Source organism: Rhodococcoides sp. S146-33 (assembly GCF_059489205.1).
The window spans coordinates 385,811-409,717 of the sequence record NZ_JCAJWY010000003.1; the positions used below are offsets into that span (position 1 = coordinate 385,811).

Genomic DNA, 23,907 nt, shown 5'->3' on the forward strand with positions numbered 1-23,907 from the left:
GGTCGCATTGATCCGAACAGGTGAGGTCGTTCGACGCGGACAGGGTGGGGCGCGGACGGGGGTGGTCGGGCTGACCTACTCGAACAGCGTCGAACCCCAGTATTCGGATTCTCCGACGCCGGGTGGGCAGGCGAATACCGCAGAGCCCACGTGTTGGATGTATTCGTTCAGTGCGTCCTTGCGGGACAGGGCCAATTGCATCGGGACGAACTGGGTCAGCGGGTCGCGGCAGTAGGCGATGAAGAACAGTCCGGCGTCGAGGTGTCCGAAGCCGTCGGATCCGTCGGTGAAGTTGTATCCCCGACGCAGGAGTTGGACTCCGCCGAGATTTTCCTTCGACGCCAGGCGTACGTGGGCGGTCTTGTCGATGAAGGTGCCCTCGGGGCCCTGTGACTCGAAGTCGAGTGCGTCGAACTCGTCCTTCTGGCCGAGCGGGGCACCGGTTCCCTTGCTGCGCCCGATCACTCGCTCTTGTTCCTTCAGTGTGGTGCGGTCCCACGATTCGATGAGCATGCGGATACGACGGGCCACGAGGTAGGAGCCGCCGGCCATCCAGTCCTGATCGTCATCGGAAGCGACCCACACGTTCTCGTCCAGCAACGACGGGTCCTCGGCCTTGAGGTTCGCCGTTCCGTCCTTGAAGCCGAACAGGTTTCGCGGCGTTGCCTGGGTGGTCGAGGTGGATGACGTGCGGCCGAAGCCCAGTTGAGACCACTTCACCGACACGGTGCCGAACCCGACACGAGCGAGGTTGCGGATCGCGTGGACGGCCACCTGCGGGTCGTCGGCGCAGGCCTGAATGCAGAGGTCGCCGCCGGAGCGTCGGGGATCGAGGTTGTCGGCTGGGAAGTGCTGCAGATCGGCAAGCGACGCAGGTCTTTTCGAGGCCAGATCGAATCGGTCGAACATCGACGGGCCGAATCCGATCGTCAACGTCAGTGACGATGCCGTCAGGCCGAGCGCTTCGCCGGTGTCGGACGGCACGTTGTACTCGCCGCCGTCGATCGCACCGCCGTCGAAGGTCTCTTCACCGCGCACCAACCGCTCGGCCATCAGCGTCCACTTCTTCAGCAGCGCAACGAAGTCCTCGCGAGAATCGGTGGTGATGTCGAACGCGACGAAGTGCATGCGATCCTGCGCCGGGGTGACGATTCCGGCCTGGTGGTCTCCACGAAAGTCGACGACGTCCGAAACGGGTGCCTCGGCACCGGAGGCGGTCGTGTGTCCCGCCAGGGCCCCCACTCCGACGAGCGCGGCTCCGGTCCCGACGGCACCGAAGAGGCGCCGTCGGGAAAAGTGTCCAGTCTTATTGTCCGGCAACGACACCCTGCACCTGACTTACTTCGGCGGACAATGCATCGATCTTGTTCGAGAGTTCCTGACGCTGCGGTTCGGTCACCGTGTCGTAGAAGACGAAGCCGTCGCCGCTGCGGTACTTGGCGAGCTCGGCGTCGAGTTCTGCGAAGCGGGCATCGATGGCGGTACCGAGATCGGCGTTGCGCTCGTCGAGAATGGGGCGCACCGCGGCAATGGCAGCCTGGGAGCCGTCGACGTTGGCCTGGAAGTCCCACAGGTCGGTGTGCGAGAAGAAGTCTTCTTCACCGCTGATCTTGGTCTTGGCAACTTCGTCGAGCAGTCCCTGCGCGCCACCGGCGACCTGAATGGGGTCGATGGTGAAGTCGTCGGCCTTGATCTTGTCGGCGAGTTCGGTGATGTCGGCCTGCAGCTGATCGGCCATTGCGTTGGTGTCGGGCTGCAGTCCCTGCGCCCACAGGTCCTTCTCGATGCGGTGGAATCCGGTCCACTCGGCACCGGGCTCCACGTCCGGCTCACGCAGGTCGATGCGCGGGTCGAGGTCGTCGGGGAAGCTTTCGGCTACAGGCTCGATGCGCTCGTAATAGCTTCGCGCAATGGGGAACTCGGCCTTGGCTGCGTTGACGTCCCCGCTCTTGACGGCGGTGACGAACGACGCCGTGGTGTCCTGCAGTGCGTCGATCTGGCTGACGACGTAGCGCTTGTAGCCGGCGGCGGCCTCGGTGAGGAGCCCGTCCTCGCCTGCGGTGCGGACCGAGTCGCCGGTGACGACGTAGTCGGCGCGTATGCCGTCGCCCACCATGCCTGCCTTGCAGGCGGTTTGGTAGGTGCCTGGGTCCGGCAGGGCGACGATGAGCTGACGCGTCAAGCCGGGTCCGATGTTTTCGACTTCACCCATGACGCGGTCGCCCTCGCCGTAGACGTAGAACTCGGTGACCTTGCTGCCGTTGTTGGTGATCTGGAAGGTCGAGTTACCGGTGGTGCCCTCGGATGCGCTCACGTCGCAGGATGAATCGTTCGCAGTGACTGCGATATCACCCGATGCCGCTTCGGTGGAGGACTTCTCGGTGCATCCGGCCAGGACTATCGGCAGAACCGCGACCGCGGCCAGAGCGAAGGTGGAACGACGCATGATGGTGGTGCCTTTCAGGAGTTCTGAAGTACAGGCTCGGGAGCCGCGGGAACGCGGACCGGGCGGAGGAAGAGGAACAGCACGACGACGATGTAGAGGACCCATGCGATCGCTTGGAAGACAGTGGGTTCGGGGCGGAAGTTGAAGATGCCGCCGAGCACGGTGCCGTACCAGCTCGAGGCGTCGAAGTGAGCGCTGATGTCGAAGGCAACAGCGCTGCCACCGGGCAGAACACCGCCGATCTGCAGTGCGCGGATGCCGTAGGCGAGGATTCCGGCGGCGACCACGATGAGGAAGATGCCGGTGTACTTGAAGAACACGGCGAAGTTGATGCGTACGGCACCGAAGTACAGGAAGACCGTCAGCACGGCAGCGACGACGATGCCGAGCAGAAGACCGAGCAGCGGCCACAGGCTGCCGTTGGTGTTCTCGGCGTAGCCGACCATGAGCAGGGCCGTCTCGACGCCTTCCCGGCCGACGGCGAAGAACGAGAGCGTCAGCACTGCGGCAGGACCGACGGTGAGTGCCTTCTCCATGTTCGCTCGCAGTTCGCCGGAGATGTTCTTGGCGGCGGTCCGCATCCACAGCACCATTGCCGTCACGATGACCACGGCGACCAGCGAGGCAGCTCCCGCGATGATCTCGGCCGTAAGTCCGGTGACAGTGGACGTGCCGTAGTGGATGACGAAGAAGATGGCAGCGACCATGGCAACAGCCAGTCCGACGCCCAGCCACACCCATTTGAGTGCGTCGCGCCGGTTCGCCTTGACGAGAAACGCCACGAGAATCATGACGACGATTCCGGTCTCGAGACCCTCGCGGAGACCGATCAGACCGCTACCGAACATCTGGGTGGCGATCGATGGCGCAGATCCTGCGGCAGCCAGTACGGACACGGATGGTGCTCCTGTTGTGCGTCGAACATTGGTACGCCTTGCCTCGCGAAGGGTAGGCGACCCTCATGCGTGAAGGTTGACAGAAACATACACCCTGTAGCGCGATTCGAATGCACGATGAACTGGGGTTTTATCAGGCTTTAGCTTTCTATTACCTTCCGTGTGCAGGATGGTGAGGTGATCTCACGAATCGGCGTGCTCGCCACCGCATCGCTCCTCCTTGCGCTCACCGCATGCGGCAGCAGCGAGCCGAAGCGGGAGATCCCCGAGGGCATTCCGCCGGGTCCCGGAACCGAGGTGCCGCTGATCGATTTCAATGCCCCCGGCCGGACAGCCGATCTGTTGCTCGCATGGGCCGAACCTCAAACCGAGGCGCTCGGCATTTCGGTGACCGCTCTCGCGTCGTACGGGCATGCGGCCGCGATCATGACCGAGACCGATGCCGACTGTGGAATCGCCTGGACGACGCTCGCGGGCATCGGCTACATCGAGAGCCGTCACGGCACGTTCCAGGGATCGTCGGTGCAGCCCGACGGCCTGGTCGCGCCGCCGATCCGCGGCATTCCTCTCAACGGCGGACCGGGTGTTGCCGAGATTCCCGACACCGACGGGGGCGTCATGGACGGTGATGCCGAGTTCGATCGAGCAATGGGTCCCATGCAGTTCATCCCCGAGACTTGGAAGAAGTGGGGAGTCGACGCCAATGGCGACGGCATCGCAGATCCGGACAACATCGACGACGCGGCACTCACTGCGGCTCGCTATCTGTGCGCTCGCGGCGGCGATCTGCGGACGGCACAGGGCTGGGAGACGGCGTTGATGGCCTACAACCTGTCCGGCCAGTATCTGCGTGACGTGCGCGATCGGGCGGCGGCGTACTCGGTGGGCACCAGGCCGTAGAAACTCCGTGCATCGCGGGCACCATGCAAGAGCGGCTAGTCTTGCACCCGGCACAGTCCGCCGGTCCCCGTTACTAGGAGAAGCATTCGTGGCCATCATTGAGCAGGTCGGAGCTCGCGAGATCCTCGATTCCCGTGGCAACCCCACGGTTGAGGTCGAGGTCGCATTGGACGACGGGACGTTGACCCGCGCAGCCGTCCCCTCCGGCGCATCCACCGGTGAGCACGAGGCCGTCGAGCTTCGTGACGGCGGAGACCGCTACGGCGGCAAGGGCGTCGAGAAGGCCGTCAACGCGGTGCTCGACGAGATCGCACCCGCGGTCATCGGCCTCGACGCCATCGAACAGCGCACGGTCGACCAGGCTCTGCTGGATCTCGACGGCACGCCCGACAAGTCTCGCCTCGGCGCAAACTCCCTGCTGGGTGTTTCGCTCGCCGTCGCCAAGGCTGCAGCGGAGTCCACCGGCCTGGAGCTCTTCCGCTACCTCGGCGGCCCGAATGCACACATCCTGCCGGTTCCAATGATGAACATCATCAACGGCGGCGCACACGCAGACAGTGGCGTCGACGTGCAGGAATTCATGATCGCGCCGATCGGTGCTCCCACGTTCAAGGAGTCGCTGCGCTGGGGTGCCGAGGTCTACCACGCACTCAAGTCCGTGCTCAAGGCCAAGGGCCTGTCCACCGGACTCGGCGACGAGGGCGGCTTCGCTCCCGATCTCGCCGGCACCAAGGCAGCCCTCGACCTGATCCTCGAGGCCATCGGCAAGACCGGCCTAAAGCCGGGCCAGGACGTCGCTCTCGCGCTCGACGTGGCAGCCACCGAGTTCTACACCGCCGGAACGGGCTACGCCTTCGAGCGCGAGACCAAGTCGGCCGAGCAGATGTCGGCGTTCTACGGCGAACTCGTCGACGCGTACCCCCTGGTCTCCATCGAGGATCCGCTCGACGAGAACGACTGGGACGGCTGGGTTGCACTCACCGAGTCGATCGGCGACAAGGTTCAGCTCGTCGGCGACGACCTGTTCGTGACCAACCCCGAGCGTCTCGAAGACGGCATCGTGAAGGGTGCGGCAAACGCACTGCTGGTCAAGGTCAACCAGATCGGCACGCTCACCGAGACCCTCGACGCCGTCGATCTGGCGCACCGCAACGGGTACAAGACGATGATGAGCCACCGGTCCGGCGAGACCGAGGACACCACCATCGCTGACCTGGCAGTTGCCGTCGGCAGCGGCCAGATCAAGACCGGTGCGCCGGCTCGAAGCGAGCGCGTCGCCAAGTACAACCAGTTGCTGCGTATCGAAGAAGCTCTGGGCGACGCGGCGCGTTACGCCGGCGAGTTGTCTTTCCCCCGGTTCAATTACGAGGGATAGCACGCAGGTACGTATCGCACGAAGTGGAGATGAATGATGGCACGGCGCGGAAGGTCCGGGACCAGTCCAGGTGGACGTGATCCCCGACCCCGCGGCCGCTCCTCCTCTTCGAGTCGGTCGAAGGCCGGGGGCGTTTCTCGCGACGAGAACGCCTCCGGTCGGCAGGCCACCCCGCCCGAGCCGTCGGAACAGATGCGCGACGCGGTGGTCGGCGGCAAGGCCGCTCCCCGGCGCGTCGGAGCACGTAGGCCCAAGATGCCCGAGCGGACGTTCCTCGGACTGTCCACCGGGCGAGCCGTCATTCTCGGCGTAGTGGTGTGTGCGCTGGCGTTGACCCTGGCGGTACCGCTCCGGACCTACTTCTCGCAGCGCAGCGAGCTCGAGTCGGTCTTGGCCGAGCGGCGGGCGTTGGAGAACGACGTGCAAGCGCTCCAAACTCAAAAATCTCAGCTCGACGAGCCGTCCCGCATCGCGGCCGACGCGCGTGAGCGCCTGCGGTTCGTGATGCCGGGGGAGACGCCGTACCAGGTGCAGTTGCCCGGCGACTACGGCAAGACCCCCGAGGAACTCGCAGCCGACAGTGCGCCGACGGGGCCCTGGTACACAGACCTCTGGAACACCGCAGTTCAGCCGCAGGGTTCGGACGAGCCCGCCGAGCCGACGTCCGCACCGATGCCCGTCGTACAGCCAGAACCCGTGCCGGCCTCGCCGCCGGTACCTGAACCAGAAGGAGGACCGCTCGGGTGAATTCCTCGGCAGTCTCGCAGGAAGATCTCGATGCGGTCGCAGCGCAGCTCGGACGTGAACCGCGTGGCGTACTCGAGATCGCGTATCGATCTCCGGACGGCAGGCCGGGCGTGGTGAAAACCGCCCCGAAGTTGCCCGACGGCACGCCGTTCCCCACCCTGTTCTATCTGACAGACCCACGGCTGACGGCAGAAGCGAGCCGTCAGGAGTCGGCGGGCGTGATGCGGGAGATGACCGAACGTCTCGGTACCGATCCCGAGTTGGCTGCTGCATACTTGCGCGCCCATCAGTCCTATCTGGCCGAGCGCGACGAGATCGAATCTCTCGGAACGGATTTCACCGGCGGTGGCATGCCGGATCGGGTCAAATGCTTGCACGTCCTGATCGCCCATTCGTTGGCCAAGGGCCCGGGCGTCAATCCGCTGGGCGACGAGTCGGTGGCCCTCGCCGCCGAGAACTCGTTGCGCGGCAAAGCTATTCCGGCCGATTGGCCGACCATCGAAGAACTACGTGCGGAGAAACAATGACCAGGGTTGCAGCAATAGATTGCGGCACCAATTCGATCCGCCTACTCGTCGCCGACAACAACGGAAAGTCCCTCGCCGACGTCGCCCGCGAGATGCGTATCGTGCGACTCGGTCAGGGAGTCGACGCGACGGGAGCGTTCGTTCCCGAGGCCATCGAACGCACTCGCGTGGCATTGGTCGAGTACGCGGAGATCATTCGTAAGACCGGGGCCACCGCAGTGCGGATGGTGGCCACCTCCGCCACCCGGGATGCGTCGAATCGCGAGGAGTTTTTCTCGATGGTGCGCGAGGTGCTCGGCAAAGTCATTCCCGGTGCCGAAGCCGAAGTGATCACCGGTGACGAGGAGGCGCGGTTGTCGTTCGCCGGTGCAGTCGGTGAACTCGATTCTGCGGCAGGACCTTTCCTGGTCGTCGATCTGGGTGGCGGTTCGACCGAGCTCGTCCTGGGCGACGCCAAAGGCGTGAAGGCGGCGTTCTCGGCGAACATCGGCTGCGTCCGTCTGACCGAGCGGTTCCTGCATTCGGATCCCCCCACCGTGGACGAGATCAACGCTGCGCGTGAGTACGCCCGCGAGAAGTTGGCGGAGGCGTTCGAGGACGTGTCGATCGGCGACGCGTCGAGCTGGGTCGGTGTGGCCGGCACGATGACGACCATCGCGGCCATCGCCAAGGAACTACCCGAGTACGACGCAGACGCCGTGCACCTTTCGCGTGTGCCCTTCTCGGAGTTGTTCGAGGTGTGCGAGCGACTGATCGGAATGACGCATACGCAGCGAAGTGCGTTGGGCCCCATGCATCCCGGTCGAGTCGACGTCATCGGCGGCGGTGCGATTGTCTGCAGCGTGCTGGCCGAAGAGTTCGAGCGACGCGGTGCCGTGAGCTCGCTGACGGTCAGTGAACACGACATCCTCGACGGCATCGCGATGTCGATCAAGATCTGATCTGCAATTCTGCAGACCCGATCTGCGGCGATGAAGGTTGCATCGCTTCGTGTTTCGGTGAAGCCTGAGAGGCGCTGTGGCTCACGTCACGGCTCCCGACGAGGCTAGGACCACCGATGACGACACCCGCCCAGCAGGCCCCGGCCGAGAAAGGTCTGGCGCGCGTAGCGCAAGCGCTCGCCAAGGGAACCGAGAAGTGGTTCCCGGACGCGTACATCTTCGCTCTCGTCGGGGTGGTGGTCGTTGCCGTCGCTGCCTTCGCCAACGGGTCGTCTCCGCAGAATGTGGTCGACGCGTTCGGAAACGGCTTCTGGGACCTGACCGCCTTCACGCTGCAGATGGCGATGGTCGTCCTCACCGGTTACGTGGTGGCCACCTCTCCGCCGGTCGCCAGATTGATCACCCGTTTGGCGCAGGTGCCCAAGAGTTCCAGTAGCGCAGTCAGTTTCGTGGCGCTGTTGTCCTGCTCGGTATCGTTCCTCAATTGGGGCCTGAGCTTGGTGTTCGCCGGTCTGCTGGCCCGTGCCATCGCCCGCCGTGACGATCTGCGGACGGACTACAGGGCACTCGGGGCTGCGGCATTCATGGGACTCGGAGCCGTATGGGCCCTCGGAATGTCGTCCTCGGCTGCGCAGCTGCAGGCGACGGCGAGTTCGCTTCCGGCGACGCTGCTTTCGGTCACCGGAGTACTCGATTTCGGAACCACAATCTTCACGTGGCAGTCGTTGTTGATGTGCGCGATCATCATCGTCCTCACCGTGGCCATCGCGCATTTCTCGGCACCCAAGGGCGCGGCGATCAAAACCGCCGAGGACATGAACGTCAGTTTGGACGACACCGTGTCCGAGCCTGCTCCACGCAGCCGACCAGGGGAGTGGCTCGAGTACAGCAGAATTCTTCCGCTCTTCGTAGGCGCGATGACGCTGGGATGGCTTGTCTCCCAACTGTTGACGCTGCCGGTGCTGTCGGTGGTCAGTAGCCTGAACGGGTACCTTCTGGTCTTCCTGATGCTCGGGCTCGTGCTGCACGGGACGCCGCGGCGTTTTCTGGATTCGGTCAGCAAGGCCGTCCCCGCAACCGCAGGCATCCTGGTGCAGTTTCCTCTATACGCCGCGATGGCGGCCATGCTGACCAAGGCAGAGGGTAGGGGAGGTGTCACCATCTCCGAGCACCTCGCGAATTTCTTCACCGACATCGGCAGCGGCGGCGGGTTCGCCGTGGTCATCGCGGTGTACACCGTCGTACTCGGCCTGTTCGTCCCCTCCGGCGGCGGCAAGTGGCTCGTCGAAGCGCCGTACGTGATGCAGTCGGCGACGGACGTGCAGATGAACCTGGGCTGGACCGTCCAGATCTACAACGTCGCGGAGGCGCTGCCGAACCTGATCAACCCGTTCTTCATGCTGCCCTTGCTGGCGGTTCTGGGTCTGCGAGCGCGCGATCTGATCGGATTCACGTTCCTGCAGTTCATCTTTCACTTCCCGGTGGTCCTACTGCTCGTGTGGCTCCTTGGCATGACCTTCGATTTCGTGCCGCCGGTAATCCCGGCTCAGTAGCAGCCCGATATGATCGTCACCGCTGGAGCGAGTCTCTAGCGGTGGCCCCTATAGCCCAATTGGCAGAGGCAGCGGACTTAAAATCCGCACAGTGTCGGTTCGAGTCCGACTGGGGGCACCAGAGTCCGTATGGACCCAAAAATTCGGGGTATGCGCCGAGTCTTTGGCGGGTGTTGTGGACTTCTGCGTATTTCGATGGCTGTCAATTGATAAGTGACGCAGCGGTTTTCAGATCTTCCGACTTGGGCCATCTCCCTCAGCATTATTTGCGTCTTCGCGGGCGTTCAGTGCGTAAAGGTCTGTAGCCTGGACCGCTCATCGCGGTCGGCCATACGGGTAGGACGTCCTCGGCGCTCTCGTGTTCTCAACCGCGTCCATCTCGTGCCGTGCGGACGTCGAGTGGTCAGACCGACAGAAGCTCGTGGATCAGCGACAGCGTGTGGGGCACCGCGGGGTGACCCAGTTCGTCCAGGTACCCGTGCAGCGTTCCACGCTCGCAGACGATCGCGACATCCGTTCCCGCGAGCGCGAGGTCGGCGGCGAACGCCTCAGCCGACGGACGGAGCCTGTCTCGTTCCGCGGTCACGATGAGGGTGCGCGGCATGCCCGGCATCGGGTGTCCGCCAGGGAAGGTATAGACGTCCTCCGGACTCGCCTTCCCGAGATAGATGGAGGCGATGGCGCGTGCATCCTCGGATGAGATGGTCTCTTTCTCGGCGAGAGCGTTCAGCTGGCTCTGAAGCTCCGCAGAAGCAGCGGGGAGGTCGGCGTGCAGCACGGGGTAGACGAGGACAAGTGCGCGAGGGATCGGACCGCCGGCATCACGAAGTCGCACAGCGGCCCCGGCTGCCAGGTTCCCCCCAGCGCTGGCTCCTCCTAGGAAAACCCGATCCGAGTCGCCGCCCCACTCTCGGGCGTTGTCGCGTGCCCAGTGGAAAGCAGTGACGGTCTGGAGCGAGGCGGTCGGGTATGTCGACCGAGGTCCCGCTGCAGCGATCTCAGCTGCCATGTGTGACAGCACATTCCCCGGATCTCCTTCGTCTTCGAGCGGGCTGAGGGTGTAGTCGACCGAGACGACGGTAGTGCCGAGGGCGCTGAGTCGCCGGGCCGTCTCGTCCGCCTCGGGCATCTCCAGGCTTCCGAACATGAACGCACCCCCGTGCAGCCACACCAGTACAGAACCCGACGGGTGCGGTGCCTGATAGACGCGGACGCGGAATCCGAACCCGTTGGCTGTCAGGTCATGGTCGGACGTGCTGTGCGGAGCGGTCATCCTTGTGCGGTGTCAGCGGCGTTGATGCGAGCCAGCAGCAGCTCCATGGTTTCGCGCCCCGACCCCTCGAGGATGGCTACCGACCACAGTGGGATGTCTGCCAGCATGCGCATGTCCTGCTCGGTATATCCCCCCGCGGCGTCCGACCACGTCTGCGACAGCGCATCTAGGAAGCCGGGGTGGGCGGCCGCTTCCGCGAAGGTCGAGTCGATCGTGAGCGGCCGCGCGACAAGCGTTCCCGGAAGATCCACGGCGGCGTGGACGGAAAGATCGCGGCTCGATCCGCCGACCGAGACCGTGTACCGACCCGGCTCGATCTGCCAAGCGTGGGTCTCGAGATCCCAGTACGCGAGGTCGACGGCAGCGATACGCACGGTCACGCGCTCGGAGGCACCCGGCTCGATGAGCACGTCTGTGAATCCCTTCAGCTCCCTCGGCGGGCGCACGATCTCGGAGCGGACTGTCCCAAGGTAGACCTGGACGACCTCACGCCCGGCGCGCGCGCCGACATTGGTCACGGTCACGGAGACGTCCACGTCGTTGTCGGTGGCAACAACAGAGAGATCGGAGTAGGCGAAGGACGTGTAGGACAGGCCGTGGCCGAAGGCGTAAGCCACGGGTGCATCGCGCTGGTCGTAGCCGCGGTAGCCCATGAAGAGTCCTTCACCGTAGCGCACACCGTTTGCATCGCCAGGAAAGAACGGGTGGCTCGGGACGTCCTCGAGGCGCAGAGGAATCGTCTCGGTCAGCTTGCCGGACGGCACCACGAGGCCGAACAGCATGTCAGCGATGGCCGGACCACCGGCCTGGCCGAGCAGCCAGGACTCCACGAGCGCGCGCGTCCGACCCGCGAACGGCACCAGTACCGAGGCACCGTTGCTGAGGACGACCACCACGTTGTGGTTCACGGCAAGTATGTCGTCGAGGAGAGCGAGCTGCTCGTCGGGAAGATCGAGGGTGTCGCGGTCGTAGCCTTCGGACTCGTGGAGCTCGCCGAGGCCCATGAAGACGACCACCGTGTGGGACTCGCGGGCGAGCGAAACGGCAGTCTCATGAGCATCGGCGGGAGCCGGGACGGCCGGGTCGATGGAGAACCCGGGGGTGAACGGCACGTCGCGGCCGAGGAGGGCCTGGATGGAGTCGAGCGCGCTCGGCAGTTTGGTCGGGTTGACGCGACTGGAGCCCGCGCCCTGGTATCTCGGTGTGCGAGCGAACTCGCCGACGATGGCGATGCTCTCGCCTTGGTCGAGCGGCAGGATGCCATCGTTCTCGAGCAGAACGATGGATCGTTCGGCCACGCGACGCGCCAGTGCGTGGTGCTCGTCGACGGCCAGCTCCGGCCGCTCGTTCTCGGCAGCCACCCGGCTGCGACGTACGACGTTGCTCACGCGCTCGTAGGCGGTCTCGACGATCGACGCGTCCAGACGTCCTTCTGCGATCGCTGCTAAGACCGTTCGGGCGTGATCAGGATCAGCCGGCATGGCGAGGTCGAGGCCTGCGCGAAGCGAGGCGACGGGATCCTTGACTGCGGCCCAGTCCGATACGACGAACCCCTCGAAGCCCCACTCCTCACGGAGGACCTCGGTGAGGAGGAATCGGTTCTCGGCGGCGCGGACGCCGTTGACCTCGTTGTAGGAGCACATGACGGTCCAGGGCTGCGCATTTCTCACGATCGTCTCGAACGCGCGAAGGTACAGCTCACGCAAGGTTCGCTCGTCGACCTGCGAGTCCCGGCGCATGCGATCGGTTTCCTGGTTGTTGGCCGCGAAGTGCTTGACCGACGCGCCGACGCCCGTGGACTGCAAGCCCGTGACGAAGGCGGTGCCCAGCGCACCCGTGATGAAGGGGTCCTCGGAGTAGTACTCGAAGTTTCGTCCGCACAGCGGTGATCGCTTCAAATTCACGCCCGGCCCCAGGACCACGCTGACGCCGAGGGCTCGTGCTTCCTGCCCGAGCGCCGCACCGACCGCCTCGACGAGCGCAGGGTCCCAGGTTGCCGCCTGCGCGACCGACGGCGGAAAACAGGTCGACTGGATCGAGTCGTTGAGTCCGATGTGATCGGCGGCACCGGACTGCTTACGGACGCCGTGCGGTCCGTCGGTCACCATCACGCTCGGAAGCCCTGCCTCCGGGACGGCGGACGTATTCCAGAAGTCAGCACCCGACACGAGGGCGACCTTGGACTCCAGAGGGACTCTCGTCATGGTTGATGCTCCTGGTCTGGTCGGACGGATGGGTGGAATGGGTCGCGCACCTCTAGGCGCACCGGTGCCAGCAGTCCCTGCGGTTGAGTCTCGGAGCTCACGTCCGCCCGGTGACCGCTGGCCACGACGGCATTGCGCAGCGCTGTGCGCACCTCGATCTCGAGCGATCCGTCCGGTGTGAGGGCCTCGCCGAGATCGAGACTGTCGCCGGTCGAATAGGCGGGCCCGAAGCTTCGACCCCCAGCACGCACGACGGCTGACCCGGCGAGTCCGTCGAAATGGACTCGAACGCGCGAACCAGGATGGACCTGCGCCGTCGTGCGGTAGATGCCGATGCCGGAGGCGTGGCGCAGCTGCTCGATCTCACGCCAGTCTCCGGGGCCTTGGCCGGGCAGCACGATCGAGCGCGCGCCGCCGGGCTCCTCGGTCCGGACCTCGAGGTCCCAGTCGCTCAGCGTCGCTTCGCCCACGACTCGGTCGCTCGTGTCCGAGGACGTCGACGGCTCGACTGCTTCGCCGAACTCCAGCACATGGAGACCCAGCGGAGCCATCTCGAGCGTGACGAGGAGTCGGCCGTCGACGAGTTGCGACGCCAGGGGCGTCTTCGATCCGGAGGCCAGGTCGATCGTGCGCGCTCCCCCCGCCGACTCCAGTGAGATCTGGGATTCGACAGCATGGTCAGCCGTGTTGTAGAGCACGAGGTATCGCGCCTCGCCGGCGTCTCGCCACTGTGACAGCAAGGGTGCGTCGTCGAAGGCGGCACGCGGACGCAGGCCCGCCCCGATGAGGGCGTCGGCAGCGTCCGCCATGCAGACCGCGCGCAGGGTGGCGGGCCGCGTCATCAGACGCGTGATCGCCTCAGTCACACGGCGATCGGACTCGGCTGTGTCTTCCAGCCCGTCAGCTCGTGACGGCGGCTCGCCGACGATCACGACCCGGACTCCTGCCGAGGCGGCGCGATCCAGCGCTTCGGCTGTGGCGGCTGGTATCGCACGCTCGTCGACGATGACGGCACGATACGCGGGGCCCTCCGGGAAGACCGCTGCGTCGGCGATCGCCCCGTCCTCGGCGAGTCCCTGGGGATCGATGAGCTGCACGCTGAAGCCCACACGTTCGAGCGCCTCGGCGTCGATCAGGCGCTCTGGAGCCGTGTAGTCCTCGGCGACGTCGAAGACGCCGCGAGCCGCTGTCGTCAGGAATCCGTCCCGATAGACCGCTACGTCGCAGCGGGGTACGCCGGTCTCCAGCACGACGGTGCCGCGCGCCCAGTAGTCGGTGAGTCCCCTCCAGTTCGCCCACTCGGGGAAGTGCGTGTGGTTCCAGCTCTCTGCGACGAGGTCGCCGAACCGGTGCTGCGTGGGCCACTCGGCGGCCGGGTCCTGACTGGCGTACCCATGCACGAACGGCCTGGTGATTCCGGCCGCCCATGCCTTGTCGAGCAACTGGCGGTAGTCGCCCAGCGTGTACGTGTACGCCGCTTGGAACTGCGCGCCGAGCTCGGTGCTGATCCGTACCGCGCCCCCCTGATGGGCACCGCCGACGATCGACCGGCACCAGTCGAGCGCGAACCGCCATGTGGGGTGTTTAGCAGACATGGGAATACGGTCACCCGAGTTGAGCGACTCGCCCTCGGCATGGCCGCCGCGACGGACGAATTCGCGATTGCTGCGGACCGGTTCCAGATTCTGGCCGTACGCGACCTGCGCCTTGTGCCTCATGCCATGGCTGAGGGACCACTCCTGCATGACGAGGAGGTGGTCCTCTACGTACAAGTCCGTCAGAAGGCGGTAATAATCGCGCCGGGCGCGTGCGTCGGAGCCGTCGTCGAAGACGAAGTCGGGCGTCGGTTCCTCGTTGGGGACCCAGTACCGGCACATGCCGTGCACGAGAAGGCCGGGCAGGTACGGGCCGAGGTCATAGCCGTAGTGGGACTCGAAGCGTTCGAGCATCGTCAGAGTCCAGAACAGCGAGTCCGCGTTGAGCTCGAGCGAGTCCTCGAAGAGGTCGGTTCCTGTCCGTCGGAGCAAGCCCGAGATGGTGTCGTCGAACTGGTGCTGGTCGAGGTACTCCGTAGCGGCGACTGCCGCGGCGCGGTCGAGGAAGCTGGTCACCGACTGCTCGCTGTCGCGGAGCCAGAAGCCGAACACAGCCCATTCGCCCTCGCGTGAATCCCATGCCAGGGAGCCGTCGACGACTGCGGACGTCACATCCTGCAACGACGACCGCTCGAGCGTGCCGGGCTCCGCTGCACCTCGCACGACCCGTCGCGAGCCGATGATGCTGTCCTCGTACGCCACTTGTGGGGAGGTCCCACGAGAGACCACGCGGGCGGCAATCACCCGCAGGAGGTGCGACGGTCGCGCGAACTGCGGGTCATCGAACGGGGCCGGGATCTGGATCGAGGATTCCCCGTGATCGATGTACGTGACGCCGTACTGCAACTCGCGTGCGGCGTGCGGGGTGCCTGAGGCTGTGTTGGGCGTCTGCAACGGCCACGCGGCACCGAGCGTGGTCGCTACTCCCACGCCGAGTCGCTGCGCCTCTGCGAGCACAGCCGTGAGACCGTCGCGCTGGTCCTGGTCGGCCCAGAAGCCGGGGACGAAGGCGATCTCGACCTCGCCGAAGCCCGCATCGACGATAGCGCGCAACTCGTCCACGAGGACCTCGGGCGGTAGAGGTGACTGCCACCACCAGCGCATCCCTGGTCGGTCGTTGTTGGGCGGGGCAAGGAGCAGATCGCTTTCGATCGCGCCATCGCGCCGCTCAGGTGCGGTTCCAGCGCCGCTCACGAGCAGCGCTTTTGTTCGTTCTGGACCATTACAAGCCTCTCTCGACGGCAACGATGCCGGATGTCTCGCGGTGCGACCATCGTTCAATTTCGACCGCGGTCAGTATTGGCACTGTAGATGATGCCGGCGACGTGAACAAGGACGCCACCAATACTGTCATCTTTCAAATTTGAGCGTGGTCGGTATTGACGTGGGCTTGATTCTGGCTTAACTTCACAAACATCGCTCGCTCGGAGCGACCGCCGGAGCAGGGGTTTCGGCACCACCACAGCCCGACGGCGCGCTGAGCCGCGATCGTCTCCACCCTGGAGGATGAGAGTGTTCTGGACCAATCGATCGACAGCGGACAAGTCCGCGCGATCCACGAGGCGATCGCGCAGGGCGACAGCGGTCGTTGCTGCAGCCATTGCGATCGCCGCGCTCCTCAGCGCCTGCACCGGCGGCGGCGGCTCGGCGTCGGCGGGGCCGTCGGACAAGCTCACGATCGCGCTGGGGTTCGACCCGGGAGCCCTTGACTGGACCACACTCGGAAGCGCCGGCAGCACGCTGTTGCTCTTCCAGACGGCGTGGGACTCCCTTCTGAAGCAGGAGCCCGACGGCACCTTGGCTCCGAATGCCGCGGAGTCGTGGGAGGTGAACGACGACAACACGGAGTTCACCTTTCGCCTACGGGAGGGTATGAAATTCTCCGACGGCACACCCGTCGACGCGGCCGCATCCAAGGCCTCGATGGAGTACCTGCGTGATGCGAAACAGAACGAGTCCGTTTATCTGGCCGGTGCCGAGATCTCCACCCCGGACGATCTGACGGTCGTGGTCGAGATGCCCGCTCCCAACAAGGTTCTACTCGACTACATGGCAGCGTCCGCCGGCATCATTGCGAACCCGACGAGCCTCGGAAACCCCGACGCCGGCCCGCAGGGTTCGGGACCGTACGCGCTGGACACGTCGCGCACGACGACTGGCTCGACCTACACGTTCGTGCGCAACGAGAACTACTGGAACAAGGATCTCTATCCCTACAACGAGGTGGTCTATTCCGTCTTCACGGACGAGACAGCTGCTCTCTCGGCCCTGAGGACGGGCCAGGTCAATGCCTCCTTCGTTCCGACCCAGTCGGTGGCCCAGGTCGAGAACGACAACTTCAATCTGGCGCAGGTGCAGGTGAACTGGGCGGGGCTCCACATCTTCGACCGCGCGGGCACGTTGGTTCCGGCGCTGGGAGAGGTCAGGGTCCGTCAGGCGATCAACATGGTGTTCGACCGTCAAGCCGTCGTCGACGCGTTGTTCCCCGGAGGGGGCGTGGTGTCGAACCAGATCTTCAACCCGACGTCGCAGAGTCCGGGATACGACCCCGAGGTCGCCGACGAGTACCCCTACGATGTCGACGCCGCGAAGGCACTCATGAGGGATGCGGGTTACGCCGACGGCTTCGACATCCAGCTGCCGAAGATCCCCCTCTACGATGCCGCCAACCCGCTGATCATCCAGCAGCTGAGCCTGTTGAACATTCGCGTCGAGGAGGTCGACGTTCCCATGTCCCAGTTCGGGGACGTGTTCGAGGGCAAATATCCGCTGTTCTACTTCACCCTCGGCTCGACGAATTCTGCTGCCCGCACCGTCGACGAGACCTTGCGACCGGACTCGATCTGGAACCCTCGTCAGTCGAGCACGCCGGAGCTCGAGGCTCTGATCGCCACGGCGGACGCGGCGTCCGACGACAACCAGGCGACTGCCTACCAGGCGATCAGTGACTATCTCGTCGATCAGGCCTGGTATGCGCCGTGGGCGTACTTCACCGACACGTGGGCGACCACATCCGACGTCGATGTCACGGCCTGCGTGACGAACCAGGCACCGTTCCTGTACGCGTTCACTCCCGCCAGCTAGCGGCGGCGTCGGTCGGATCCTTGCCCGCTCTGCGGGTACCGGCCGGCGCAGCCACATCGAAGGACGACATGATCAAATATTCCGTGCGTCAGCTGGCGTCGGCCGTGGCGCTGCTGTTCATCGGCACCGCGCTTACGTTCGCCCTGGTCTACGCCAACACGCGAGGAATCGCGCAGCAGATCCTGGGCTTGAACGCTCAGCCGTCGGCCATCGACGCCAAGAACATCGAGCTGGGTCTCGATCAGCCGGTGGTACAGCAGTACTTCCACTGGATGCTCGACGCTTTCCGTGGCGATCTAGGCCGGAGCTACTACACGAGCCAACCGGTCACCGATCTGCTGAGCACCCGACTCCCGGTGACACTCACGCTCGTGTTCCTGTCCGTCGCCCTCACGCTCGTGCTCAGCGTGCTCGTCGGTGTGACCGCAGCTGTCAAGGGCGGATGGATCGACCAGGCACTTCAAGCCATCGGTGTGCTCGGGAGCGCGATCCCCAACCTCATCGTGGCGGTTGGACTCGTCTTCGCATTCGCCGTCAACTGGGAGATATTTCCCGCCACGGGGTACGTCAGTCCCGACGTCAGTGTCACCGAGTGGACAGCGAGTGTGGCTCTGCCGATCACGGCGATTCTCGTCGGCACCATCGCAGGTGCAGCACTGCAGTTCCGAGGCTCGATGATCGACGCGATGTCGCAGGACTTCATCCGCACCCTGCGCGCTCGCGGCGTCAGTGAGCGCGCCATCGTCTACCGCCATGCCCTCCGCAACGCTGCCATCCCTGGTCTCACGACGATCTCGCTGCAGACAATCGGCCTGATCGGCGGGGTCGTCATCATCGAGCGGATTTTTGCCCTCCCCGGCATTGCTGCTCAGCTCAGCGCCAGCTCGTTGCAGCGCGACATCCCCGTAGTCATGGGTGCTGTGCTGGTCACCATCGCAATGGTCATCGTCGTCAACATCACGCTCGGCATCGTCACCGGCTTGATAAACCCGAAGGCGCGAGTCTCATGAGCATCAACATGGCCATCGAGCCCGAGGGTTCGGCTCCCGGATACGTCGCCGAGCGTCATCTGTTGCGACGCATCATCCGCCGCCCGGTCGCTGCGGTCTCCATCGTCTACATCGGCTTGATTACGCTTCTCGGCGTCCTTGCCCCGCTGATCAGGCCGTTCCGCCCGGATTTCACACAGCTCCAGTTGACGAACGCCGCTCCCTTCCAGTCCGAGTACCTCCTCGGCGGAGACCAGGCGGGTCGTGACATCTTGTCGAGACTTCTGACGTCCACCCTCGGTGCCATGAGCAGTGGTGTCATCCTGCTCGTGGTGTCACTGGCGCTCGGCGTCACCACCGGTCTGATTGCCGGATACTACGGCGGACGTGTCGACGGCGTCCTCACCTGGGTCGCGAGCATCATCTTGACCCTTCCTGGCTTCATCCTGCTGGTGGCGATCTACACGCTGGTCGGTCCGAGGATCACTCTGTACATGGTGGTCTTCGGCGTCCTGGTATCGCCCGGGTTCTTCTACCTGGTGAAGACATTGGTGTACAGCATCCGCGGCGAGCTGTACATCGATGCGGCGCGAGTCGCAGGCCTCGGTGATCGCCGCATCATCGCCCGACACGTCTTGCGCGCGGTGCGTGGGCCGATCATCGTGCAGTCGGCCTTCGTCCTCGCATCAGGAATAGCCATCCAGGCCGCTCTCGAGTTCCTCGGGCTCGGTGGCTCGGGCGTCTCGTGGGGCAGCATGCTCAACGACGCCTTCAACAACATCTACCTGGCACCGTGGAACATCGTATGGCCGGCGGCGCTGATCACGTCCGTGACTCTGGCATTCGTGCTGATCGGTGGCGTCGTCCGTGACGTGGTGCAGGAGTCGGGCACACGTCATCCCGCGCTCAGGCCAAAGGTCATTCGTCACCTGCGGGAGCAGCACGCCGCGCAGCGCGACGATGCGCCGCGGGCAGACGGGCAGGTCGCGGCACCGTTACTCGCCGTGAGAGACCTGGTCGTCGGCTATCCGAAGTCCGGCTCCGACATCGAGCCGGTCGTGAAAGGCGTCGACCTGACCGTCGAGCGTGGCGAGATCCGCGGATTGGTAGGGGAGTCGGGATCGGGTAAGTCGCAGATCGCCTTCGCCATCCTGGGCATTCAGCCGACAGAGGCGGTGACGCTCGGAGGTTCCGTCGAGTTCAACGGGCGTGACCTGCTGAAGGACGGCGGCGTGAAGAAGGTTCGCGGCCGTCAGATCGCCTACATCCCCCAGGAGCCGATGAGCAATCTCGACCCGACGTTCACGGTCGGGCAACAGCTCACCTACGGTCTGAGGGCGGTGAAGAAGGTCGGCAAGCGCGAGGCGAAGCGGACGATCGTCCAGCTTCTCGACCGTGTCGGGATCAAGGACTCCGAAGAGGTCTTCAACCGCTATCCCCATGAGATATCAGGGGGCATGGCGCAGCGTGTACTCATTGCAGGCGCTCTCGCAGGCGATCCGGAGCTGATCATCGCCGACGAGCCCACCACGGCCCTGGACGTCACCGTGCAGGCAGGAGTGCTCGAGCTGCTTCGTGATCTTCAGCGTGAACGCAATCTCGGGATGATCCTGGTCACGCACAACTTCGGCGTCGTGGCAGACCTCTGCGACACGGTGAGTGTCATGCAGCAGGGGCGCATCGTCGAGAGCCGGACGGTCGATGCTCTGTTCGCAGCGCCCGAGCACGAGTACACGCGGCTGCTCCTGTCCTCGTCGCTCGCCAACGCCGAGCCGCGCCCCGAGTTCGTCCCCCTCGAGGAGCGACAGGCATGACCAGTTGCTCGCCTCATGCGTCGTCCCAGCCCGCTACACGAAGGTCGAATCGATGAACTCCAACGGTTCAGAGCCGCTGCTCTCCATCCAGGACCTCCGCGTCGTCTATCCCGGGCGAGGCTTGCGAAGGCGTCCGGTCGAGGTCATCAAAGGGGTGTCGCTCGACATCCAGCGCGGTGAGGCGGTCGGCCTCGTCGGCGAGTCCGGATCGGGAAAGACGACGATCGGGCGAGCACTTCTGGGGCTGGCACCCGTCACCGACGGCAAGATCATCTTTGACGGTCGCGACATCTCGCATCCGTCGAAGAAGGACCGCCGAGCACTGGCCAAGGACATCCAGGTGGTGTTCCAGGATCCGTACTCGTCTCTCAACCCCGCCATGACGATCGAGGACATCCTCACCGAGCCGCTGACTGCCAATGGCATCGAGGACAGTCGAGCGCTCGTGCGTGACCTGCTTGCCAAGGTGCAGCTTCCAGCCGACGCGGGCCGCCGGTTGGCGAGGGAGTTCTCGGGCGGCCAGCGCCAGCGCATCGCTATCGCTCGAGCGCTGGCACTGAGTCCCAAACTGATCGTCTGCGATGAGCCGACGAGTGCACTCGATATGACCACGCAGGCCCGCATCCTCGATCTCCTGTTGGAGATCCAGGACCAGACCAACGTGGCCTTCCTGTTCATCACGCATGATCTCGACGTGGTTCGGGCGATGACACACCGGATCGCCGTGATGCTGGACGGTGAGATCGTCGAGTCGGGTACGGCCCGCCAGATATCGACAGCACCGCAGCACGGATACACCAAACGCCTGCAGATGGCGGCTCCGATCGCTGATCCCGGTCGGCAGCGCGAGCGGCGGGCCCGTCTACAGCAGTTGCAGTAAGGTAATGCCGACCGCACCGTCGGTGTCAGCCCCGCGGGCGAGCGCTCGCCGTGCCAGTACTCTCGCGAGCATGTACTCTCCGCGCAGGTATCTCACCGCTGCACCAGATTTGGACACGCATGAGCGCTGAAACAGATTCCACCGTGAAGCCGCGTGGTCCCTATGCCAAGACCGCACGAGTGCGACACGCCATCGCTGCTGCCGCACTCGAACTGGTCATCGAGCGCGGTCACACAGAGATCACCACCGCGGATATCGCTGAGCGAGCAGGAATGGGCAAGACCGCCGCGCTGTACCACTTCCCCTCGCGTGATCACATGCTGATCGCCGCGTTCTTGGAGCACGAGAACCGCACGCACCTCAACGAGCAAAGCGTGAGCCTGGAGGACTTCCCCGAGCAGGCCGAGCGGGGCGTGCGCCGGGACCGAATCGTCCAGCTGTACCAGTCGATGCTGGCCGAGTCGCATCACCCCGACCACCCTGCGCACGAGTACTTCGCCCAGCATTTCGGGGCCGGCAGTGCGTTCTACGGCGACGAGATCCGGTCTCGTCAGGCCAGGGGCCACGTGTCACCTGATGTCGACCCCGAAATGGCGGCACGAGTCATCCTCGCGGCGTGGGACGGCCTGCAGATTCAATGGCTGAACACGCCTTCCTTCAGCATGTCAGCGGCGATGCAGCTCGTCCTCGATTCCGTTCTGAGGCCGCCTCAGGCATGAATCAGAGAGGCGCGGCGGGATACCGATCGAGGTGGTCGATCAGGGCGCTGTGGTCGCTCGGCTCGTCCTGTTGGGCGAATGCCAGCAAGCTTCGCTCGTGGTCGAGAACCGCGGCCATGTCGTCAGCGGCGTCGGGTGGTGCTTGTTCAGCCAGACGCTCGAACAATGGCAACGACTCGCGCGCGATGGACACGGTCTCGTTCATGAATTGGGCCCAGTTCAGGGATCCGACGCGACGCGCGAAATCCTGTGCTGCGTCGACTGCGTCGACTGCGTCGTCGGACGGGTCGAGAGTGTCACCCATGTGGGCTGCGAGTCGGTGCATTGTCGACAGTTCCAAGTCGCGGAGCAGCACGAGGCTGTCGCGATGGTCGGGGTGAGCGCCCGCGTCGAGAAGAGAGTCGAGAAACTGGACGCCGAAAACTTCGCCGCGGTAAGCCCATTCGACCAGTTCCTGGTACGAGGTGCCTGGAACTGCAAGGCCGCTCAATGTGTGCTCTCTCGGGGTACGTCTTCTACTGGTTCGCGCAGTCGCAGGGGGCTGCGGTCCTGGACGACGCGGCGGATGACGAACAGCACGACGCCGACCAGGATGAGTCCGATGCCCAGGAAGACTTCTTTGAAGCTTCCGACGTAGCTCATACCTGGGTTGAGCACTCCGACGACCAGGATGACGATGTTGAACAGGGCGACGAGTACGGCGATCGGGAGCCAGACGCGTCCCAGTTCGATCGGGCGTGGCCAGTTCGGGCGGTCGCGGCGAAGGAGTAGGAAGGCGATCACTGCGAGGGTGATCGCAAGTATGTAACCGAGGTTGCTGGCGATGAGGATCGCGACCGGGTTGCCGATGAACAGCAGAATGGCGAGATTGACGGCCATGGTCGCCCACAGCGCTCGGCTGGGAACGCCGCGAGTATTCAGCTGGTCGAGCTGGGTGATCGACATCTTCTCGGCCGAGAGCCCGTACAGGGCGCGCCCGGCATCGGCTGACGACGAAATCATGCTCAAAAACAGTGCACCACAGAGAATTACGGTAATCAGGCCGGACAGGCCGCCGGAAATGTGGCCGATGCTGACGATCCCGTACGTGATCGGATTGTTTGCGAATTCCTCTTCGGTCAGCTGCCCTGCCGTGGCGAGAGGCACGATGGTGTAAACGCCGACCATGAACAGCGCAATCGACGTGAGTGCGCGGGAAGTGTCTCGGCTGGTATCGCGGTACTCGGGGGCAAAGATTGCACACAGTTCCGATCCGTAGATCGCCCACGCCGAAACGTACATCCAGACCAAGAATGCGGTCCAGTTTCCGTCGAGGTACGACGTCAGGTTCGTGCTGGACCACTGACCTGATGCGAACGGGCCGATGGCCAGGGCGAGCAGAACCAGCACGAATGCGGCACCGATGATTTGGTTGAAGCGCAACGCAACTCGGATACCGAGTACGTTCAAGGCGGTGCATGCGATCACCGCGACCGCCGAAATCACGTGCGGCAAACCGAACGAGACAGTCCCGAGAGTGAACAGTGTCCACGTACTGTCTGCGAACCACTGGGCGTGAATGAGTTCACCGATGGTCAGTCCGACCAATGCGAGCACCAGTGCCCAACCACACCAGTATCCGAACGCAGCAATCGGTGCGATGGGTGTGAAGTGGCGCTTCCATCCCTCGGCCGCGAACATCGCTACGCCGCCTGGTTTTTCGCCGAACATCGATGCCATCTCGGAGAAGAGTTTGTTCTGGCACAGAGCGACGACGGAGAGTATCAAGCAGATAGCGACTGCGGGTACTGCGCCGATGGCTCCGATTGCGTAGCCGACGGAGATGAACAGACCGTTCGCGATCGGTAGGGCGAGCATGAAGCCGTCGTACCATCGCAGGGTCTTCGGAGGGTGTACATCCGATGCGGAGGTCGGGTTCGGCGAGGATGATTCTGCGGTCATTGGGGGCCTCGATGCGTGGAAGA

Annotated in this window: 19 protein-coding genes and 1 tRNA gene; 12 read left to right on the forward strand and 8 right to left on the reverse strand. The window is 64.5% G+C overall.

What is annotated here, in order from left to right; all coding sequences use genetic code 11:
* Positions 1-75 precede the first annotated feature (75 nt).
* From efeB to efeU, 3 genes are read right to left on the reverse strand one after another with little or no spacing between them, the layout of a single operon-like run.
* Positions 76-1,326, reverse strand: coding sequence for an iron uptake transporter deferrochelatase/peroxidase subunit (efeB, locus tag AC5WEY_RS17545; RefSeq protein WP_495646860.1), 1,251 nt, complete (start codon positions 1,324-1,326; stop codon positions 76-78).
* A complete protein-coding gene (gene efeO, locus AC5WEY_RS17550; RefSeq protein ID WP_495646861.1) occupies positions 1,307-2,446 on the reverse strand; it encodes an iron uptake system protein EfeO in 1,140 nt (379 codons plus the stop codon). The genes efeB and efeO overlap by 20 nt, the downstream gene beginning before the upstream one ends.
* Before the next feature lie 14 nt (positions 2,447-2,460).
* The gene (gene efeU, locus AC5WEY_RS17555) at positions 2,461-3,342 is read right to left on the reverse strand and encodes an iron uptake transporter permease EfeU (protein ID WP_057479119.1); all 882 of its coding nucleotides are present in this window, start codon (positions 3,340-3,342) and stop codon (positions 2,461-2,463) included.
* A gap of 189 nt (positions 3,343-3,531) precedes the next feature.
* Between efeU and AC5WEY_RS17560 the strand changes: the two genes are divergently transcribed.
* From AC5WEY_RS17560 to AC5WEY_RS17590, 7 genes are all read left to right on the forward strand, one after another.
* Entirely contained in the window at positions 3,532-4,242 is a 711-nt protein-coding gene (locus AC5WEY_RS17560) for a lytic transglycosylase domain-containing protein (RefSeq protein ID WP_495646924.1), read from the forward strand.
* 88 nt (positions 4,243-4,330) lie between these two features.
* Positions 4,331-5,617, forward strand: a complete 1,287-nt coding sequence (gene eno, locus AC5WEY_RS17565; RefSeq protein WP_008718800.1) for a phosphopyruvate hydratase — start codon at positions 4,331-4,333, stop codon at positions 5,615-5,617.
* 192 nt (positions 5,618-5,809) lie between these two features.
* Positions 5,810-6,364 (forward strand): FtsB family cell division protein, encoded by a 555-nt coding sequence (locus AC5WEY_RS17570; protein ID WP_495646862.1) that lies wholly within the window; start codon positions 5,810-5,812, stop codon positions 6,362-6,364.
* Complete coding sequence (locus AC5WEY_RS17575) at positions 6,361-6,891, forward strand: DUF501 domain-containing protein (RefSeq protein ID WP_032395686.1); 531 nt, start codon at positions 6,361-6,363, stop codon at positions 6,889-6,891. Before AC5WEY_RS17570 ends, AC5WEY_RS17575 begins: the two co-directional genes overlap by 4 nt.
* Positions 6,888-7,832, forward strand: coding sequence for a Ppx/GppA phosphatase family protein (locus tag AC5WEY_RS17580; protein WP_495646863.1), 945 nt, complete (start codon positions 6,888-6,890; stop codon positions 7,830-7,832). Before AC5WEY_RS17575 ends, AC5WEY_RS17580 begins: the two co-directional genes overlap by 4 nt.
* A 116-nt stretch (positions 7,833-7,948) precedes the next feature.
* Positions 7,949-9,385: a short-chain fatty acid transporter gene (locus tag AC5WEY_RS17585; RefSeq protein WP_495646864.1), complete on the forward strand. Its 1,437-nt coding sequence runs from the start codon at positions 7,949-7,951 to the stop codon at positions 9,383-9,385.
* A gap of 44 nt (positions 9,386-9,429) precedes the next feature.
* Positions 9,430-9,506, forward strand: a tRNA-Leu gene (locus AC5WEY_RS17590).
* A 282-nt stretch (positions 9,507-9,788) separates the two neighbouring features.
* On the opposite strand, the gene AC5WEY_RS17595 is transcribed toward AC5WEY_RS17590, so the two are convergent.
* The 3 genes from AC5WEY_RS17595 to AC5WEY_RS17605 are packed head-to-tail and all read right to left on the reverse strand — an operon-like array spanning position 9,789 to position 15,651.
* The gene (locus tag AC5WEY_RS17595; protein ID WP_495646865.1) at positions 9,789-10,658 is read right to left on the reverse strand and encodes an alpha/beta hydrolase fold domain-containing protein; all 870 of its coding nucleotides are present in this window, start codon (positions 10,656-10,658) and stop codon (positions 9,789-9,791) included.
* On the reverse strand, positions 10,655-12,862 hold the full coding sequence (locus AC5WEY_RS17600; RefSeq protein WP_495646866.1) for a glycoside hydrolase family 3 C-terminal domain-containing protein: 2,208 nt from the start codon (positions 12,860-12,862) through the stop codon (positions 10,655-10,657). Before AC5WEY_RS17600 ends, AC5WEY_RS17595 begins: the two co-directional genes overlap by 4 nt.
* Positions 12,859-15,651, reverse strand: a complete 2,793-nt coding sequence (locus AC5WEY_RS17605; RefSeq protein ID WP_495646867.1) for a glycosyl hydrolase — start codon at positions 15,649-15,651, stop codon at positions 12,859-12,861. The genes AC5WEY_RS17600 and AC5WEY_RS17605 overlap by 4 nt, the downstream gene beginning before the upstream one ends.
* Before the next feature lie 318 nt (positions 15,652-15,969).
* Between AC5WEY_RS17605 and AC5WEY_RS17610 the strand changes: the two genes are divergently transcribed.
* From AC5WEY_RS17610 to AC5WEY_RS17630, 5 genes are all read left to right on the forward strand, one after another.
* The gene (locus AC5WEY_RS17610; RefSeq protein ID WP_495646868.1) at positions 15,970-17,541 is read left to right on the forward strand and encodes an ABC transporter substrate-binding protein; all 1,572 of its coding nucleotides are present in this window, start codon (positions 15,970-15,972) and stop codon (positions 17,539-17,541) included.
* Positions 17,542-17,609: 68 nt separating this feature from the next.
* The gene (locus tag AC5WEY_RS17615; RefSeq protein WP_495646869.1) at positions 17,610-18,551 is read left to right on the forward strand and encodes an ABC transporter permease; all 942 of its coding nucleotides are present in this window, start codon (positions 17,610-17,612) and stop codon (positions 18,549-18,551) included.
* The gene (locus AC5WEY_RS17620; RefSeq protein WP_495646870.1) at positions 18,548-20,344 is read left to right on the forward strand and encodes a dipeptide/oligopeptide/nickel ABC transporter permease/ATP-binding protein; all 1,797 of its coding nucleotides are present in this window, start codon (positions 18,548-18,550) and stop codon (positions 20,342-20,344) included. The genes AC5WEY_RS17615 and AC5WEY_RS17620 overlap by 4 nt, the downstream gene beginning before the upstream one ends.
* A gap of 52 nt (positions 20,345-20,396) precedes the next feature.
* Complete coding sequence (locus tag AC5WEY_RS17625; protein WP_495646871.1) at positions 20,397-21,224, forward strand: ATP-binding cassette domain-containing protein; 828 nt, start codon at positions 20,397-20,399, stop codon at positions 21,222-21,224.
* Positions 21,225-21,343: 119 nt separating this feature from the next.
* Complete coding sequence (locus tag AC5WEY_RS17630) at positions 21,344-21,943, forward strand: TetR/AcrR family transcriptional regulator (RefSeq protein WP_495646872.1); 600 nt, start codon at positions 21,344-21,346, stop codon at positions 21,941-21,943.
* Between the two features lies 1 nt (position 21,944).
* On the opposite strand, the gene AC5WEY_RS17635 is transcribed toward AC5WEY_RS17630, so the two are convergent.
* Together AC5WEY_RS17635 and AC5WEY_RS17640 are read right to left on the reverse strand one after the other, a co-directional pair.
* On the reverse strand, positions 21,945-22,433 hold the full coding sequence (locus AC5WEY_RS17635; protein WP_495646873.1) for a hypothetical protein: 489 nt from the start codon (positions 22,431-22,433) through the stop codon (positions 21,945-21,947).
* Positions 22,430-23,884, reverse strand: coding sequence for an APC family permease (locus AC5WEY_RS17640; protein ID WP_495646874.1), 1,455 nt, complete (start codon positions 23,882-23,884; stop codon positions 22,430-22,432). Before AC5WEY_RS17640 ends, AC5WEY_RS17635 begins: the two co-directional genes overlap by 4 nt.
* Positions 23,885-23,907: the final 23 nt, after the last annotated feature.